This is a genomic window from Chryseobacterium lathyri (genome assembly GCF_019970085.1).
GTDB classification, from domain to species: domain Bacteria; phylum Bacteroidota; class Bacteroidia; order Flavobacteriales; family Weeksellaceae; genus Chryseobacterium; species Chryseobacterium lathyri.
In genome coordinates this window covers 674,828-690,616 of the sequence record NZ_JAHXYG010000003.1, presented here as the reverse complement: position 1 = coordinate 690,616, position 15,789 = coordinate 674,828, and the positions used below count along the sequence as shown (strand labels likewise).

The 15,789-nt window shown below is 35.2% G+C and carries 16 protein-coding genes; 1 reads left to right on the top strand and 15 read right to left on the bottom strand.

Annotated features, from left to right (window positions below):
- Positions 1 to 63: 63 nt before the first annotated feature.
- The 11 genes from LC418_RS12555 to udk all read right to left on the bottom strand — a co-directional run bounded on the left by LC418_RS12555 (position 64) and on the right by udk (position 9,654).
- Entirely contained in the window at positions 64 to 810 is a 747-nt protein-coding gene (locus LC418_RS12555; RefSeq protein WP_111958055.1) for an electron transfer flavoprotein subunit beta/FixA family protein, read from the bottom strand.
- Positions 811 to 963: 153 nt separating this feature from the next.
- A complete protein-coding gene (locus LC418_RS12550) occupies positions 964 to 1,668 on the bottom strand; it encodes an SDR family oxidoreductase (RefSeq protein ID WP_223559368.1) in 705 nt (234 codons plus the stop codon).
- Between the two features lie 148 nt (positions 1,669 to 1,816).
- Positions 1,817 to 2,734, bottom strand: a complete 918-nt coding sequence (locus tag LC418_RS12545) for a T9SS type A sorting domain-containing protein (protein WP_223559367.1) — start codon at positions 2,732 to 2,734, stop codon at positions 1,817 to 1,819.
- Positions 2,735 to 2,873: 139 nt separating this feature from the next.
- The gene (locus tag LC418_RS12540) at positions 2,874 to 4,253 is read right to left on the bottom strand and encodes a dipeptidase (protein WP_223559366.1); all 1,380 of its coding nucleotides are present in this window, start codon (positions 4,251 to 4,253) and stop codon (positions 2,874 to 2,876) included.
- 77 nt (positions 4,254 to 4,330) lie between these two features.
- Positions 4,331 to 4,996, bottom strand: a complete 666-nt coding sequence (locus LC418_RS12535) for an OmpA family protein (protein ID WP_223559365.1) — start codon at positions 4,994 to 4,996, stop codon at positions 4,331 to 4,333.
- A gap of 136 nt (positions 4,997 to 5,132) precedes the next feature.
- A complete protein-coding gene (locus LC418_RS12530) occupies positions 5,133 to 6,281 on the bottom strand; it encodes a class I SAM-dependent methyltransferase (RefSeq protein WP_223559364.1) in 1,149 nt (382 codons plus the stop codon).
- 122 nt (positions 6,282 to 6,403) lie between these two features.
- Positions 6,404 to 6,844 carry a DinB family protein gene (locus tag LC418_RS12525; RefSeq protein WP_223559363.1) on the bottom strand — a complete coding sequence of 147 codons (441 nt, stop codon included), beginning with the start codon at positions 6,842 to 6,844 and terminating at the stop codon, positions 6,404 to 6,406.
- Between the two features lie 5 nt (positions 6,845 to 6,849).
- Positions 6,850 to 7,299 carry a hypothetical protein gene (locus tag LC418_RS12520; protein WP_223559362.1) on the bottom strand — a complete coding sequence of 150 codons (450 nt, stop codon included), beginning with the start codon at positions 7,297 to 7,299 and terminating at the stop codon, positions 6,850 to 6,852.
- 13 nt (positions 7,300 to 7,312) lie between these two features.
- Entirely contained in the window at positions 7,313 to 8,473 is a 1,161-nt protein-coding gene (locus LC418_RS12515) for a methylmalonyl-CoA mutase family protein (RefSeq protein ID WP_223559361.1), read from the bottom strand.
- A 208-nt stretch (positions 8,474 to 8,681) separates the two neighbouring features.
- Positions 8,682 to 9,038, bottom strand: a complete 357-nt coding sequence (locus LC418_RS12510; RefSeq protein ID WP_111958073.1) for an FtsB family cell division protein — start codon at positions 9,036 to 9,038, stop codon at positions 8,682 to 8,684.
- 1 nt (position 9,039) lies between these two features.
- Positions 9,040 to 9,654, bottom strand: coding sequence for a uridine kinase (gene udk / locus LC418_RS12505; RefSeq protein ID WP_111958075.1), 615 nt, complete (start codon positions 9,652 to 9,654; stop codon positions 9,040 to 9,042).
- 133 nt (positions 9,655 to 9,787) lie between these two features.
- On the opposite strand from udk, the gene LC418_RS12500 reads away from it, so the two are divergent.
- Positions 9,788 to 11,029, top strand: a complete 1,242-nt coding sequence (locus LC418_RS12500) for a hypothetical protein (protein ID WP_223559360.1) — start codon at positions 9,788 to 9,790, stop codon at positions 11,027 to 11,029.
- Positions 11,030 to 11,165: 136 nt separating this feature from the next.
- Here LC418_RS12500 and LC418_RS12495 read toward each other — a convergent pair whose 3' ends face one another.
- From LC418_RS12495 to atpG, 4 genes are all read right to left on the bottom strand, one after another.
- The gene (locus tag LC418_RS12495) at positions 11,166 to 13,004 is read right to left on the bottom strand and encodes a T9SS type A sorting domain-containing protein (RefSeq protein ID WP_223559359.1); all 1,839 of its coding nucleotides are present in this window, start codon (positions 13,002 to 13,004) and stop codon (positions 11,166 to 11,168) included.
- A gap of 130 nt (positions 13,005 to 13,134) precedes the next feature.
- Positions 13,135 to 13,440 carry an ATP-dependent Clp protease adaptor ClpS gene (locus LC418_RS12490; protein ID WP_223559358.1) on the bottom strand — a complete coding sequence of 102 codons (306 nt, stop codon included), beginning with the start codon at positions 13,438 to 13,440 and terminating at the stop codon, positions 13,135 to 13,137.
- A 10-nt stretch (positions 13,441 to 13,450) separates the two neighbouring features.
- On the bottom strand, positions 13,451 to 14,809 hold the full coding sequence (locus tag LC418_RS12485) for a hemolysin family protein (RefSeq protein WP_111958081.1): 1,359 nt from the start codon (positions 14,807 to 14,809) through the stop codon (positions 13,451 to 13,453).
- 103 nt (positions 14,810 to 14,912) lie between these two features.
- Positions 14,913 to 15,779 (bottom strand): ATP synthase F1 subunit gamma, encoded by an 867-nt coding sequence (gene atpG / locus LC418_RS12480; RefSeq protein ID WP_111958083.1) that lies wholly within the window; start codon positions 15,777 to 15,779, stop codon positions 14,913 to 14,915.
- Positions 15,780 to 15,789 lie beyond the last annotated feature (10 nt).

Sequence of the window (15,789 nt, the reverse complement as noted above, 5' to 3'; positions counted from 1 at the left end):
AAGATTGGAAATCAGATCAGGGCTCAACATATGTCCCTGTTTCAGCTTCTTTCTTTTAAATTTTTAGATTACTTTAGCTTCTTCGTGAAGTAATCTTACCAATTCATCCAAATTGTCAGGAGAAACCATTTTTACAGCAGCTCTTGGCGGCACGCTGTCATAAGTTACTCCCTGAACTTTCACCTCAGAAGAAGCAGGCTCTACTACCTGTAAAGGCTTCGTTCTTGCAGACATGATCCCTCTCATATTCGGGATGATAAGATCTTTTTCATCTACCAATCCTTTTTGTCCTGCGATTACAGCAGGTAATTTTACTGATATCGTTTCTTTTCCGCCTTCAATTTCTCTTACAGCTGTAGCTTCGCTTCCGTTTACATCTAAACCTACAGATGCATTGACGAAAGGCTGATTTAACAGCTGAGCGACCATTCCTGGTACTGAACCTCCGTTGTAATCGATAGATTCTTTTCCGCAAAGGATAAGGTCATATCCTCCGTTCTGAGCTACGGCAGCGATTTCTTTCGCTGTAGAATAGCTGTCTTTAGGATCAAGGTTTACTCTCACGGCATCATTGGCACCAATAGCTAATGCTTTTCTGATCACTGGTTCTGTAGCAGCATCTCCTACGTTGATCACTGTTACAGTTGCACCCTGAGATTCCTGAAGTTTAACTGCTTTTGTCAACGCAAATTCATCTAAAGGATTGATTACCCACTGAATTCCATTTTTGTCGAAGGCAGATTTATCTGCCGTAAAGTTAATCTTGGAAGTAGTATCCGGAACACTACTGATACAAACTAATATTTTCATGTGTACTATTTTATTTTTTCCCTTTTAGGCATAAAAAACCTTAGTGTTTTATGCTGAGATTTTGTTACATTTTACGTTGCTAATATAATTAAAAAATATATTATGCATGCATAATACTTATTTTTTTACTATTCAATACATTAAATGCATTTACTAGGCTGGTTTTGTTGCCCTAAATTCTATTTTGCTGGGCAGAACACGTGGATTCATTTTTAAAATATCCAGGACCAGATTCCCCATATCTTCGGGCTGGATCTTCCAGCTGTCTTTTTCTGAGGGAACGTTTCCGTTAAAATTGGTAGCGACTGATCCCGGCATAATAACCGTAGATTTGATGTTGTATTTTCTCAGATCAATCATTGCCGCCTGAGTAAATCCTACGACTCCAAATTTAGATGCATTGTAACCTGTTCCGTTTTCAAAGAAATTGGCGCCTGCCAGACTCGAAACCGTGATATAATAGCCTTGCGTCTTTTTTAATTCTTCTACAGAAGCTTTTAATGTGTAGAATACACCTGTCAGATTGGTTTCTATCATATCATTCCACTCTTCGGCAGTCAGTTCATCTACAGGTTTGAATATTCCCAATCCTGCATTGGCAATTACAAAATCCAGCCTTCCGAATGTCTCAGTAATATATTTTACAGCCTCTTCTTCACTTTCAAGGCTTCTTACATCTGAAACAATCCCCAAAACATTCTTTGAATATTTCTTAAGTTCTTCTTCAGCATTTTCAACATCATCTCTTTTACGTCCTGAAAATGCTACTGAAATACCGTTTTCCAATAATATTTTCGCTATTCCGAAACCTATTCCTTTGGTTCCTCCAGTTATATAAGCTACTTTATTTTCTGACATATTATTAATTTTAATGCTCTAAATAACAAAAACGCTTCAATTGAAGCGTTTTATATAGACTAAGATTTGTCAGGTATTTCTATAATTAATCTATAACAAAATAATTTATCTGAAAAATAATGAAAACTAATTTCATACAAAACTTAACCTATTTTTTTATAAATTTCTCAGAGAAATTACCATTTTCAGTTCTAATATTGATCAGATAAGTGCCAGCAGGAAAACTTCTAACATCAATTTTATCATTTTCTACCATCGACTGAACCTTTTTGCCAGCCGCATCATAGATTTCAATGTTTTTTATCTTAGAAGAAGTACTTATTTTAATAAAATCTGAAGCAGGATTAGGATACATAATTACCTTATTCTTATTTACAGTACTATTTGCTACAGATAATAATGCCTGGTTATATACTTTAACATTATCAATATAGGCTGTTCCGTCTGCATTATCATGTACGAAACGCAACTGGTTTATATCCATTGATTCTACTGCAATACCGGAATAGATCAAAATCCCGTTCAGATAGTATTTAACATCTGCAGCGGTTCCTACAACTGCAATATGGTACCAGGAATTCGGCTGCCACGTTCCCAATGCAGTGTCCATTACAGGATTTCCTGATAGTGTTTTCAGAACTTTAATTGCACCGGAATTATCAAAATCGAGTCTGACAATATATTTTTCGTCAGCGCTGCTTACTCCCTGAAAGCTAAAAATCGATCCATTAAGTTGGGACATATTGATATCGAAAGAAACCGTAAAACCGTTGTAGGGAAGCAATACAGGAAGATTATCAAATGCGCCGATGATAGGAATGGATTGGGTTCCATAAGTGTTTTCTTTTACAATCTTCAGAGAATTAATTCCGTCTGATGCATTATCCATAGAAATGATCTGGTTAAGCACGTTCGGGGGCATATCACCGGTTGGCGTGCTGATCCAGGTCCCCTGACCATGGATATTCCCGGTATAAAATCCATCTGAATATTCAAACGAAATGATCTGCTGCGCAAAGGAAAACACTGAAAACAAGCAGAATGCGACAGAGTAGTTTTTTTTCATAGTAATTATTTTAGGTTGAACTAAAAATAATCACATACATTAACTAAAAAAATATCATTTGATAGGGATATTACCATAAAAAAACGTAAAGCGCTCCGATTTTGGAACGCTTTACTGAATATGATTATAAAATATTTAATTATTTTGAATAGTTCTGGAAGAACAGCGGAATACTTTCAATTCCTTTATAGAAATTAAACAGCCCGTAATGTTCATTCGGTGAGTGAATTGCATCTGAATCCAGCCCAAAGCCCATTAGCACAGACTTAGCGCCCAATACTTTTTCAAACATTGCCGTGATCGGAATACTGCCTCCACTTCTATAAGGAAGAACTTCTTTACCAAATGCAGTTTCCATAGCCTGCTTAGCCGCTAAAAACTCTTTAGTATCACTTGGTAAAACATATGGCATTCCTCCGTGGTGAGGTGTTACTTTTACTTTAACATTCTCAGGAGCAATTTTTTCAAAATATTTTGTGAATTTTTCCGTGATCTCTTCAGGAGTCTGATAAGGAACCAGACGCATTGAGATTTTAGCAGAAGCTTTGGAAGGAATTACTGTTTTAGCTCCTTCTCCTGTATATCCTCCCCAAATACCATTACAGTCTAAAGTAGGACGGATAGAGGTTCTTTCAAGCGTTGTATAGCTTTTTTCACCCTCCACTCCATTGAGTCCGATAGATTTCTTGAATTCTTCCGGATTGTCTTTCAATTTGTTCATATCTGCTCTTTCAGCATCTGATACGGTTTCTACATTATCATAAAATCCGTCTATGGTAATATGTCCGTCTTCGTCGATTAGTTTAGCAATCATTCTGGAAAGTACGTGAATCGGATTAGGAACGGCTCCTCCATACAATCCTGAATGAAGATCTCTGTTCGGTCCTTCTATTTCAACTTCTACATAGCTTAAGCCTCTTAAGCCAGTTGTAACAGTTGGCTGTTCGTTGCTGTAAATATGAGTGTCGGAAATTAAAATACAGTCGCAAGACAACTTTTCTTTGTTTTCGTTAACGAAGTCTCCCAGGCTTACGGATCCTACTTCTTCCTCACCTTCCAAAATAAATTTAACATTACAAGGAAGAGAGTTTGTCTTCATCATCGCTTCAAAAGCCTTTAAATGCATAAAAAACTGTCCTTTATCATCCGCAGAACCTCTTGCAAAAATGGCTCCGTCAGGATGTAGTTCTGTTTTTTCAATATAAGGTTCAAAAGGTGGTTTTGTCCAAAGCTCCAATGGATCTGCCGGCTGAACATCATAATGTCCGTATACCAATACTGTTGGCAAATTTTTATCTAAAAGTTTTTCTCCAAAAACAATAGGATATCCTTTGGTTTTACATACTTCTACATTGTCAGCTCCTGCATTTTTAAGATATTCTGCAACAACATCCGCACATTTCAAGACGTCATTTTTATAAGCCGGATCTGCAGAAATAGAAGGAATTCTCAATAACTCAAATAATTCATCCACGAAACGCTGTTTGTTTTCATTGATGTAATTTAATGTCTCTTGCATTTTAAAAATTTGTTTCGTTAAAAATAAAAAAAATGCCCTGCTTGAGCAAGACATTCATATACTTTATTGTATTTAAATTATTTTGTAAATCTTACAGACATTTTTCTGTCAGACGCTCTTTCTGCATCAGATGCTTTTGCATCCACTTTTGCAAACTGGCTTCCATATCCTTCTGCTGAGACAACCTGTCCTCCCGCACCTAAAGCGGTAAGCTGAGCCTTGATAAAGTCAGCTCTTTCCTGAGACAATTTTACATTTTTAGCTTCATCTCCGGTCTTGTCAGTATACCCCCCAATTTTGATTTTTGAATCTGGGTAAGCTTTCAAAATTTTAGCAAGATTACTCAACTGCTCCTGAGAACCAGCTTCCAACTGATTGGCAGAACCCATTTTGAAGTTAACATTATCAAAGTCATACCATACATTTTTCAATCCATCTTCTGTAGCAGAAGCATATTGTCCGGATTTCAGGTATTTTACAATGCTGTCTTCCATTCCGTTAGCAAAACCTTTCAGAGCAACCCCATTTAAATCAATAGAAACCTGAGATCTCTTCTCAGCATGTTCAGAACCATGTCCTGCAGCAGCTTCATGACCGTGTGCTTCACCTCCACCCTGTGCATCATCGGAATATCTTTCTACTCCTTCTTCCAGTTTCAGAGTATTCTTGTTTCCTCCTGCCTGGATCTTTTTACAGCTTACGGCTACTGTTGCAACAGCTAAACATATAATGAATTTTTTCATATGTAAAATTTATTTTTTAAATGTCATATGGAATCGCATTATTTTAGCCGGTTATCATATTTTAACAGCAAGCGATTTCATGCTTAAATTTTTGATTGCCCAAAAGTAAGAAATCCTGCTTTTTTCGGCAACATTTTTATACTGATTTTAAAATAATTTTCCCTTTTTTGGATTGTGTAAAAATAAGGTAGCCTTCACCACCGTCTTTTATTCCATATTTCTTTTTGATATCTTCAGGTTTTAAAGGATAATTCTTTGAAATGATATTAAACTGCTCTTTCTTTTTAATCTGCTTAGATTCAACAGATTCCATTTCTAAAACTCTACCGGGGAAATCATTAATTTTCTGATCTGAAGTATAGAGATGGGTATTGGGATGAAGTTTTTTAAGCCCGAATCTTTCTGAGACCAGATTAAAAATTCCGGCTTTTAAAATACTGTTATTGGGAATGTATATGAATTTTTCAGGTTCAGAATATACAGCCTGGGTATTTTCTTCCTCACCAAATGTAAAGGTAAAAGAAGAATCTCCGCTCTCCAGATTAATACAGTTTACCATAATTTCCTTTCTTTTTTCATTGGACAGAAAAACAACGGCTTCTTTTACATCATTTTTCAGGGCTATTATTTCTATCCTGAAAATACCTGGCAATACCGAAATCAGATATTTTAAATCGATTAACGGTGAAAGTTTTATAATCACCTGATCTGCAGTCGCAAGAAGAACGTCTTTAATCTGGAGGATATCCGGCGAAAGATCTTCAAGCAGAAATACTTTATTTTTGTTGTGGTCTCTTCTTGCAGGATCTAAATAAATAACATCAAAATATTCTTTATTCGTGCTCAGAAATTCTTCCAGATTTTGATTGATGAATATCGCCTTTCGGTCTAAAACACCCCAGTTATGCTCGACAATATTCAACAATTCAGTATTCTGCTCTACCAAAGTAACTTCGCCAAAATTTTGGGACAGATAATAGGCATCGATTCCAAAACCACTGGTCAGGTCCGCGAATCTATTCCCTTTAAGGATCTGCGACTTGTAAAGTGCCGTTGTTTCCGAAGAAGCCTGCTCTAAATTAAGTTGCGGTGGAAAAATAATGCCTTCTTTCAGCAGAAACGGAAATTTCTTCTGGGCAGTTTGTTTTCCTTTAATCTGCTGGACGATTTCCAGCATGGAAACATTTGGAAACGGGGATTTTTTTAACAGAAGAGAATGCAGATCTGTATTCAGATTTGCATTGATATAGTTTTGAATTTCTTTGTTTAATAATTTGTTTTCCATAGATTTCCTGGAATTTTCAAATTTTATAAATGAATAATATAAATGATTATAAAATACTTCGACTCCGCTCAGAATGACGTTCTATGACTGTTCATTATATTTTTCAAGGCAATACCTAGATTTTATCTTTTATAAAAAATATAATCTGTCAATATCGGATCGATGCCGTTCTGCTTCAGAAGAGAATTGATCTGGCCTCGATGATAGGTTGAATGGTTCACGGCATGAAACAGCATTTCAAAAATACTATTTTCAAATTTTATTCCTCTTGAGTTCTGATATTCCACTCTGTTATCCAGATCGGATTTTTGAATGATATCAATACTTTTCAGAAAATTCTGCTGATTAATTTCATCAAGAGACTCAAAAGGGTTGACCTGCCAGACTTCAAATGAATTTTCGCCCAATATCCGTGAATTCCAGATCTGCTGGGCATTCAATATATGATTGATCAGGCTGATTGTTTTTTCATCAACTTTCGGCTTGTTTTCTGAAATATATTTTATCATTTCTTTGTTGAAATGATGGGTGTATTCAAAAAGGTCAATCAGTTTTTCTTTCATTACTTTTAGTTTGACTCTTTATGCATTATAATCGTATTGCGGGATAATGGATCTAAAATTTTAGGATCTTCATTATCAAAATCTATAAAAAATAAAAATTCCTTTTCATTAGTAAATTCAATAAGTCCCTTTAAAAATTGAACTTCTTCCAACTGTCCTTCCTGATTATTATAAGAAGCAATCAGTTTAAACCTGTAAGGTTTTGCAGAAAAATCAACATCATATTGAACATAACCTTTTTTACCCTGATTAGGGCCGTCCGGAATTGTATAATCTCTGCCATCGATTACCATTCCACTGTATTCAACATACGTAAAACCATCCGGAAAAAAAGTAAAAGATCCCTTATTATTTTTATCATCTGTTCCCGTCCATTTTCCATATAAATCTTTTACAGATTGTGAAAAACATGTTCCAAAAAACATTAGAAGAAGAAATATCCAGCTTTTTCTCATGATAATCCTAATGTTATTCAAACATTTCAGCCCAACGTACAGCTCTAATCCCTTTTTCGCTGTAAAGATCTTCAATGGACCTTTTAACGTCTAATTTGGGGTATAAATTCACTCCTATCAGCTTTATTTTACCTTCTTCCACCCATTTCTGTTCTTCAACAGCATGGTCATAGATCTTTTTCTGAATAATTCCCTGTTTTAAAAGCTCAAGATAACCGCCCGCTTCTTCTATTTCAACGAACAGTGCCCAAGATTTATCTGCAATCTGGCGGGTAATGGCTTCAACATAATAGCTTCCGTTCGATGCATCTTCAAATACATTAATAATGCTTTCATAAGCGAGAACAATCTGCTGCTTAAAGGAAATCTCTTCGGAGTTGTCGGTGCTTCTGTTTACAAGATAATTATTGCTGAACACCGCATCTGCTCCTGCAATCATTGCGGATGCCAGTTCTAGTGTCGAACGGATCAGATTATTTTCACTGTCTGCAACAGCCTTATTCCTTAAAGATGTCTCTGCAAAAATATATGGTGTTTCATTTAAACCATATTCTTTGGAAAGTTGGTTAAAAACTATTTTAAAAGCTCTCAGCTTAGCCATCTCAAAGAAATAATTCCCACCCACTGCTATTCTGAAAATCAGCTTATTTAAAATTTCAGGACCATAGACTTCAATAAGCTCTTTGGCTTTTGCCAGCGCAATTCCCAGCTGCTGATAAATAGCAGCTCCGGCATTCTGATGAAGTGAAATATCAACACAGATGTTTCTTCTGAAGTCTTTTGATAAAAGTTCTTTAGTCAGCTGGTCATCAATGATGCCTTCATTTTCTTTAAAAACATCAATCAGTGAAAAATACTGGTCTTCTTCTTTCGGGCTGATATGACCGGCAAGGTCTTTATTATTGACAAAAATTGTTTTTTGCTCAAGGTTTTCTACGTTGTGGTCTAAGACAAATGCAAATACATCTTCTTCCAGGCTTTCGTGATATCTTGCTACAAGATGGGTGTTTTCTTCAACTTTCGGCAGGTTTGCCAATGGTTTCTTAACTTCACTGTAAAAAGGTTTTACATCAATTCCTTCCAGATTTTCCTTATTTAAGATGGAATAAATGTCTTCTGTTTTAAGCTGTTTTTTTACTAAATTTTCCCAGTTTGGAAGTATATCTGCTGACATTGGCTGTTTATTATGGGTGAATGGTGAATTTTGCTTTGCAGGCAATGGTAAAATTATTAAAATTGACTATTAACCATTAATAATTCACGATTACGTTTATCATTTTTATGTGAATGGTGAATTTTGCGTCGCAAGTCAATGGTGAGTCATGAAAATTGACTATTGACCATTCACAGCAAAGCTAATTGACTTTCACATTTCAAATTTCTTATTTTTTAGCACTATTTGTGCTGTCTACTACCAAAATGAAGATCTCTTCATCCGGTTTTTTCATAAAATAATTTTCCCTTGCGTATTTTTCTTTTTCCGACTTATTGTTCATCAGCTTTTTATAAAAAGTATCATTTTTTTCGTACTCTTTTTTATAGTATTCAAGCTGGTCTTCATATCGGCTGATTTCACCGTTCAGTTCATTAATAACAAGGAAAGAGGTTTTATCAAAGAAAATCATCCAGACCAAAAACATACAGATTGTAATGGTATATTTATTCAGAACATATTTCTGGATCATTTTAAATGTTTCAGATTTCGGCTGAATGTCTTTAATAAGTTTGTTTTCTTCCATTTTAATGTTTTCTCAACGAATTTTTAATAACAGTAGTTAAAAAATCAATCGCTACGGAATTCTGTCTCATATTCGGAATGATCAGATCTGCGTCATTCTTGGATGGCTCAATGAATTCCTGATGCATTGGCTTCAAAGTGGTCTGATAACGGTGAAGGACTTCACTCAGATCTCTTCCTCTTTCCTGAGTATCCCGCCTGATTCTTCTGATCAGTCTTTCGTCTGAATCTGCATGAACGAATACTTTTAAATCAAATTCTTTCAGCAGTTCTTTGTTCGTCAATACCAGAATACCTTCTACTACCAATACATTTTTAGGTTCTACAGTGACGTGGTCGCCAGTTCGGGAATGGGTTACAAAGCTGTAAATGGGCTGTTCTATAGACTCATTGTTTTTTAAAGCTTTTACGTGTTTTATCATTAAATCGAAATCTATAGACTTTGGATGGTCATAATTGAGCGCCTCTCTCTCGGTCAGTGTCAGATTCGGGTTATCGTGATAATAATTATCCTGAGAAAGGATATTCATTCCTTCAATATCAAGCTGTTGCAGTATCTTATCAACAACTGTAGTTTTGCCGGATCCTGTTCCTCCGGCAATTCCTATTACAAGCATTCTTTTTTGTTTCTTTATAGTTGGTACAAATATACTATTTTAGATGAATGCAAGTAAAATAATAACTGTATTCTATTAAGTTATAATTTAGCTAATTTTGTAGGAAAATAAATTTTTTAGATAAAATTAAAATATGAAAACAACAAATTTATTGAGAATCTTCTTAGCTTCCCCAGGTGATGTAGAGCCCGAAAGAAAAATGATTTATTCACTAAAAGATGAATGGGATTTATTATTTGGCGGAGGAAATGACATAAAATTTGAAATTAGAGGATGGGAAAATTATTCATATCCTGGAGTGGGTGAAGATGCACAAGATGTTGTTAATAAAACCATTAAAGATGATTATGAAATTTTTATTGGGATTTTTTGGCAAAAATTAGGGACTCAAACTAAAAGAGCAGCTTCTGGTACTGTAGAGGAATTTGAAAGAGCAATGACCAAGTTTAAACAGGATAAGGAAAATACACATATATTAATGTATTTTAAAACCTCTACACCTGACAATATCAATGATATCAATTTAGAAGAATTCTCAAGAGTCAAAGAATTTAAAAATAAAATTTCTAAAGAAGAAGGAGTACTCTACAAAGATTTTGATAACACTGATGAATTAAAAAAGTATTTATCAATACACGTATCCTCACTTGTTAAAGATAAGTTCTCTAAAAAAGATGAGAAAAGTGAGAAAAAACAATTGGATATAAATCTTCCAGACTCAAATGAAAAAAATATTAAAATCTTCAATGATGAAATTGAAAAACTTGAAAGGTTGGCTAAAAATATAGATGATGGTGAATATATGGTTGAACAAAAAGAATTAAAGCAATTGGCTGAAAATACTAGTAATTTTTTTAATAGTAATGTTCAAGTTACATCTAGAATTAGCTCTTTAATAAAAGAAATTGGTGAAAAGATGAATATTCGAACTGATGAAATAGGAAAAGCTAATTCTATAAAAGATGAAAGATTAAAACAAAAAAAGGTAAAAAAAATCATGAATAATATGGCTGATGATTTTGATAATTATTCAAATGGTTTAGATTTACTTATACCTGAGTTTTCAGAAACATTTAACTCAGGTATCGAAAACTATACAAACTTGATTCTAAAATCAACATCATCTGATAGTATTGATGAGGAAAATAAAAAGCAGTTTAATGATGTTTTACCTGATTTTTATGAATCCTTAAATGGTGCAACAAATAGTATTGCATCATTTTTAGAAACTTTTACAAGATTATCTGCTGACGAAAAAACAAAATTTGGTAAATCAAAACGAAAGGCTGAATTATCAACAAATAACATTTTCAAAGTTTTCATACAAGGAAAAAAGGTTTTTAAAGAATTATTAGATGTTAACAATCTTTCTTAATTAAAGATTCTTTTTTAAGATTTAAGAATATTTTGATAAATCTATACTCAGAAATAGATACAAAGATAATTTTGACAAAACTAAGAGGCTGTCTAAAAAATAGACAGCCTCATTTCAGTTATGTTAAATAAAAGCTTTATTTTTTAATGAATTTTGCAGATAAATTAATTTCTTTTACGGTCAGGATATAATTTCCGGACGGAAGGTTTGAAACATCAATTCTGTTGCTGTTATTCTTTATCGTTGTTTCCATTACTTTTCGGCCTTCCATGTTATAAATTTCGGCTTTTTCTTCTTTGTTCCCTTTCAACAAAACGATAAGAACATCAGAAACCGGGTTTGGATATACTGAAACTGGGTTTTCTTTAACTGTTTCTTTGGTACCCAGTGTACAGCTGTATTCCGGAAGAACATAGCCTGCAGCTGTAAATTCCTCTGTCATAGCGGTGATATCATTACAATTGAACCCGAACTGTCCCAGCATATCGATACCGGCCTGTCTTACGGCAATGGCCGCATTTTGCTGGTTTGTTGTTGAAGTTGTTAAATCTAGTCCTTCCAAAAACGCTCTGTCTGTTTTCTCTTTTCCTATTCTGTTATAAATTCTCATCAGTGCCGCAGACCAAATCTGCGATTTATCATAATAGGATCCGGATCCCGGATATGTCATTGTAGTATTGGTTATTCTGCCATCCCAGAAAGCATTATGTCCATCCCAGCTGAACATCCAATTGTATTCCGGAGCAGATGAAGGCCATTGATTTAAGCTTCTGCTGTAAGACTGTGCCCAGTAATCGCCGCATCCTTCACTCAGACCATCTGCATTGGAAATTCCTCCTGCCAGCCAGTGATGAATTCCGTGTCCCAATTCATGTAAAATTACATCAGCATCTTCAGCATCGTCTACACCGCCTTCACCAAATCCAAGTGACTCACTTCCTGTCAGATAATGGGAGTTATCCTGACCACTAAAACCATGCGGATCAAATCTTAGTACCCCATTGTTTTGTGAAGGCTTGCAGACAATTCCTAAAGTTACGTTGATGTATCTTAAACTATTATCAAGGTGCCAGTAAGCATTCACTGCTTCAAATCCATCATCACTTCTGTTAAACAAAAACTGATTGGTAGACTGTGTAAAAATTCCTTTTGCAGGTGCCTCTATCTCCTTAATTTCTGCATACGTTCCCTTTAAGGTATAAATTCCGCCTGTAAAATCAATTTCAGGAATTGTCACTAAAGTTCTTGCAGCATCCAGGCTGGCGTTGGTAGCGTCGTTATTATCTACAAAATCACCTGCATAAGCTGATCCTGTTTTAGATAAAGGATCCGGTTGAAAAATGTAGGCACTCCCAGTTACCAAAGCCTTCTTTGATGTTACTTTTTTATCTTTTTTCTTATGAAGTGAATCATTTTTATCATGATGTTTTACAGAAATGTCTTTCATGCTGATCACATCACCTGTTTTTGCATCCACAATGGTTTCCCAGCTGCCGGGATTATCAAAAGAGCTGATCAGTACCCTGTAAACCAGTTTTGTTTCTCCTGAATCTGTAATGTAGATAAACAGCTTATTTTCTTCATAGGTAATCTCTCCTTTTGACCGGGAAGCTCTATGGGCTTTTTTAAGCGCTTCTGAAGCAGACACAGAGGGAACCGTATCAGTTTCTTTCAGGTTTTTCTTCAAACTTTCTGTCCCTGTATAACTTATTTTACCGGATTTGTTGAAATGGACCACAATTTCAGACTGAAAAACAGGAACGTCTTTTATCATCTGCTGAAATCGCAGGGTTTCTCCTGTATTGCTTTTGCGTACCGAGCTTAATGTGAGTCCGCTGAATCCCGGAATTCCTAAATTTCTTGAGTTTTCTTTGATCCAGCTTTTAGCCGGAGCTTCAAAAGATGATTCCTGAGCATGTAATACGGAACAGCATAATATACTCCCAAGAACCAGCGAAGTAATTTTTTGTTTCATTTATTTATATTTAGGGTGTGTCTTAATTGCTAATATAAATAAATATGACGAAATTTTTCACCAATAAGTGTATATTCTCTAAAAAAAACATGCTTTTAATAAAAAACACTGCCAATTGGCAGTGTTTTGCTTATACTATTTCGCTTGTTAATTCTCTCGAAAGCAGTTTTTCATGCATGGGCTTAAGGAGATCCATAGAACCTGTTTTTACTGTGCATTTGCCTTTGTAATGGACGAGCATTGTACATTGCTCCGCCTGTTCCAGGGTATGCCTGCAAATCTCTATCAGACAGTCTATCACATAATCAAATGTGTGAATATCATCATTATGGAGAACCAGTTTATATACTTCATCTGTGTCATCCAAAACCAATACTTCTTCTTCATATTGACGTTTTGGATCTTCGTAATCTTTTATGCTGTTATAAAAAATCATTTCTACCTTTTTAAACTTCCCCTATTTTATCGGCCAGGTCATTAAGTACATTCGGCCCTTCGTATACTAATTCTACGAGCTCTACACTCTTATTATTCATTTTCAGAATCTTGAAATGATAATTTTCCAAATCAAATTCGTCGTTTTCCTCCGGAATATCTTCCAGTTCATGCAGAATGAATCCTGCGAGTGAGTTGTATTCGCTTTCTTCAGAAAGAGGTAATTTTTTAGGCAGATATTCGTTGATTTCATCCAGTGGCTGCGTAGCCTGAACCCAATAAATATTATCTCCTATTTTATCTACCAGCTTATCTTCATCATCCTCTTCATCCTGAATTTCTCCTACAAGCTCTTCCAAAATATCTTCCAGGGTAATAATACCTTCTGTTCCTCCAAATTCATCAATAACTATTGCAAGGTGCTGTTTTTTCTGCTGGAAGATTTTCAGGAGGTCCGAGATCTTTTTGCTGCCCACAACAAAGAATGCATCACGCATAAGATCTTTAAGATCCTCATGGTTAAGGTCTCCTTTTCTCTTTACAAATTCCCTGATAATCTCTTTGGTATAGAAAATCCCAATCACATTATCTATGGAATCAAGATACACGGGAATACGCGAATAGCCACTATCCATGATCTTGTTGATAATTTCATTGATATCTTCTTCAAAGTCAATAGACGTGATATTCTGTCTTGGAACCATGATCTGCTTGGCGGAATGATCTGTAAAATCAAATGCATTTTTAATGATCTCATAATTCTCTTCTTCAATCTCGCCACTATCAGCACTCTGCTTTACCAGAAGCTGAAGTTCTTCGGTGGAATGAATTTCCTGTTCGGAAGCCGGATGTATCTTAATTAATCTTAGAAATGTATTCGACATCAGGTTCATCAACCAGATAAATGGTTTGAAAACCGTGTAAAAAACTCTTAATGGAACTGCTGTAGCCATTGTAGTCGCTTCCGACTTTCTAATTGCAATAGATTTCGGGATAAGCTCACCAAATACAATATGCATCACAGTAATTAATACGAAACTTGTCACCACTGAAATTGTGGTAATTGTTGTCTGGGTAAGCTCCACATTCAAAGAGTGGAAAATACTTTCAACTACGTGGTGCAGGGCACTTTCACCTACCCAACCCAACGCAAGAGATGCCAGGGTAATACCAAGCTGTGTAGCAGACAGGTATTCATCAAGGTGCTTGATAATATGCTCCGCCTGTTTTGCCATAGAGTTACCTTCGGCTGCTTTTAACTGGATCTGTGAATAACGAACCTTAACAATTGAGAATTCTGCGGCTACGAAAAAGCCATTTAGTAAAACAAGAAATAAGGCTAGCAAAAGCCTGACTATATCCGAGTCCATTTAGAAATTGTATAATATTTTAGTTTACAAAGATAGATAAAATATAAATAACAAAAAAAGCATCGATAATATCGATGCTTTAATATTATGTTAAAATAATTCTTTACGAATTTTTCAAAGCTTCTGCTCCGGAAACGATCTCTAAGATTTCGTTTGTAATGGCAGCCTGTCTTGCTTTGTTGTAGAAAATGACAAGATCATTTTTAAGTTCCTGCGCATTATCTGTAGCTTTGTGCATTGCTGTCATTCTCGCGCCATGCTCAGAGGCAACTGAATCTAAAACTGCTTTGAAAACCTGGGTTTTGATCGCTTTAGGGATCAAATTATCAAGAATTTCATTTCTGTTCGGTTCAAAGATATAATCTGTTTCCACCTGAGTTTCTTCAGCTTTTTCAGCCATAGAAATCGGAAGAAGCTGTTCAGTAGTTACTTCCTGAGTAGCAGCATTAACAAATTTGTTGTAGATTAAATAAACTTCGTCAAATTTACCTTCTTTAAAGCTGTTCATTACTCCTTCAGTAACATGAGATACTGTATCAAAGTTTAAGTTATCAAAAACAGCACTTTCATTAGAGTATACCGTACGGGTTCTTCTTACCGCATCAAAAGCTTTTTTACCGATGGTAAGCACTTCAACTTCGTATTGAGACTTATCTCTAAACTGGATGTTAAGCTCTTTTACGATAGATGAATTGAAAGCTCCTGCAAGACCTCTGTTTGAAGTAACAGCGATGAAAAGAATCCTCTTCACTTCTCTTTTTTGAGCATAGATAGAAACCTGATCGGGATCAGAGCTAGAATTTACATTCTGGATGATTTCCTGCAGTTTTTCAGAATAAGGTCTTAGCATTACGATGGCATCCTGTGCTTTTTTAAGCTTCGCAGCGGAAACCATTTTCATAGCACGTGTAATCTGCATCGTAGATGAAATTGACGTAATTCTACCTCGTATTTCTTTTAAGTTTGCCATTAATTTGGGT

Bases quoted from the DNA above. Each gene is read 5' to 3' on its own strand.
- LC418_RS12555 (WP_111958055.1), bottom strand. From the start codon at position 810: ATGAAAATATTAGTTTGTATCAGTAGTGTTCCGGATACTACTTCCAAG.
- LC418_RS12550 (WP_223559368.1), bottom strand. From the start codon at position 1,668: ATGTCAGAAAATAAAGTAGCTTATATAACTGGAGGAACCAAAGGAATA.
- LC418_RS12545 (WP_223559367.1), bottom strand. From the start codon at position 2,734: ATGAAAAAAAACTACTCTGTCGCATTCTGCTTGTTTTCAGTGTTTTCC.
- LC418_RS12540 (WP_223559366.1), bottom strand. From the start codon at position 4,253: ATGCAAGAGACATTAAATTACATCAATGAAAACAAACAGCGTTTCGTG.
- LC418_RS12535 (WP_223559365.1), bottom strand. From the start codon at position 4,996: ATGAAAAAATTCATTATATGTTTAGCTGTTGCAACAGTAGCCGTAAGC.
- LC418_RS12530 (WP_223559364.1), bottom strand. From the start codon at position 6,281: ATGGAAAACAAATTATTAAACAAAGAAATTCAAAACTATATCAATGCA.
- LC418_RS12525 (WP_223559363.1), bottom strand. From the start codon at position 6,844: ATGAAAGAAAAACTGATTGACCTTTTTGAATACACCCATCATTTCAAC.
- LC418_RS12520 (WP_223559362.1), bottom strand. From the start codon at position 7,299: ATGAGAAAAAGCTGGATATTTCTTCTTCTAATGTTTTTTGGAACATGT.
- LC418_RS12515 (WP_223559361.1), bottom strand. From the start codon at position 8,473: ATGTCAGCAGATATACTTCCAAACTGGGAAAATTTAGTAAAAAAACAG.
- LC418_RS12510 (WP_111958073.1), bottom strand. From the start codon at position 9,038: ATGGAAGAAAACAAACTTATTAAAGACATTCAGCCGAAATCTGAAACA.
- udk (WP_111958075.1), bottom strand. From the start codon at position 9,654: ATGCTTGTAATAGGAATTGCCGGAGGAACAGGATCCGGCAAAACTACA.
- LC418_RS12500 (WP_223559360.1), top strand. From the start codon at position 9,788: ATGAAAACAACAAATTTATTGAGAATCTTCTTAGCTTCCCCAGGTGAT.
- LC418_RS12495 (WP_223559359.1), bottom strand. From the start codon at position 13,004: ATGAAACAAAAAATTACTTCGCTGGTTCTTGGGAGTATATTATGCTGT.
- LC418_RS12490 (WP_223559358.1), bottom strand. From the start codon at position 13,440: ATGATTTTTTATAACAGCATAAAAGATTACGAAGATCCAAAACGTCAA.
- LC418_RS12485 (WP_111958081.1), bottom strand. From the start codon at position 14,809: ATGGACTCGGATATAGTCAGGCTTTTGCTAGCCTTATTTCTTGTTTTA.
- atpG (WP_111958083.1), bottom strand. From the start codon at position 15,779: ATGGCAAACTTAAAAGAAATACGAGGTAGAATTACGTCAATTTCATCT.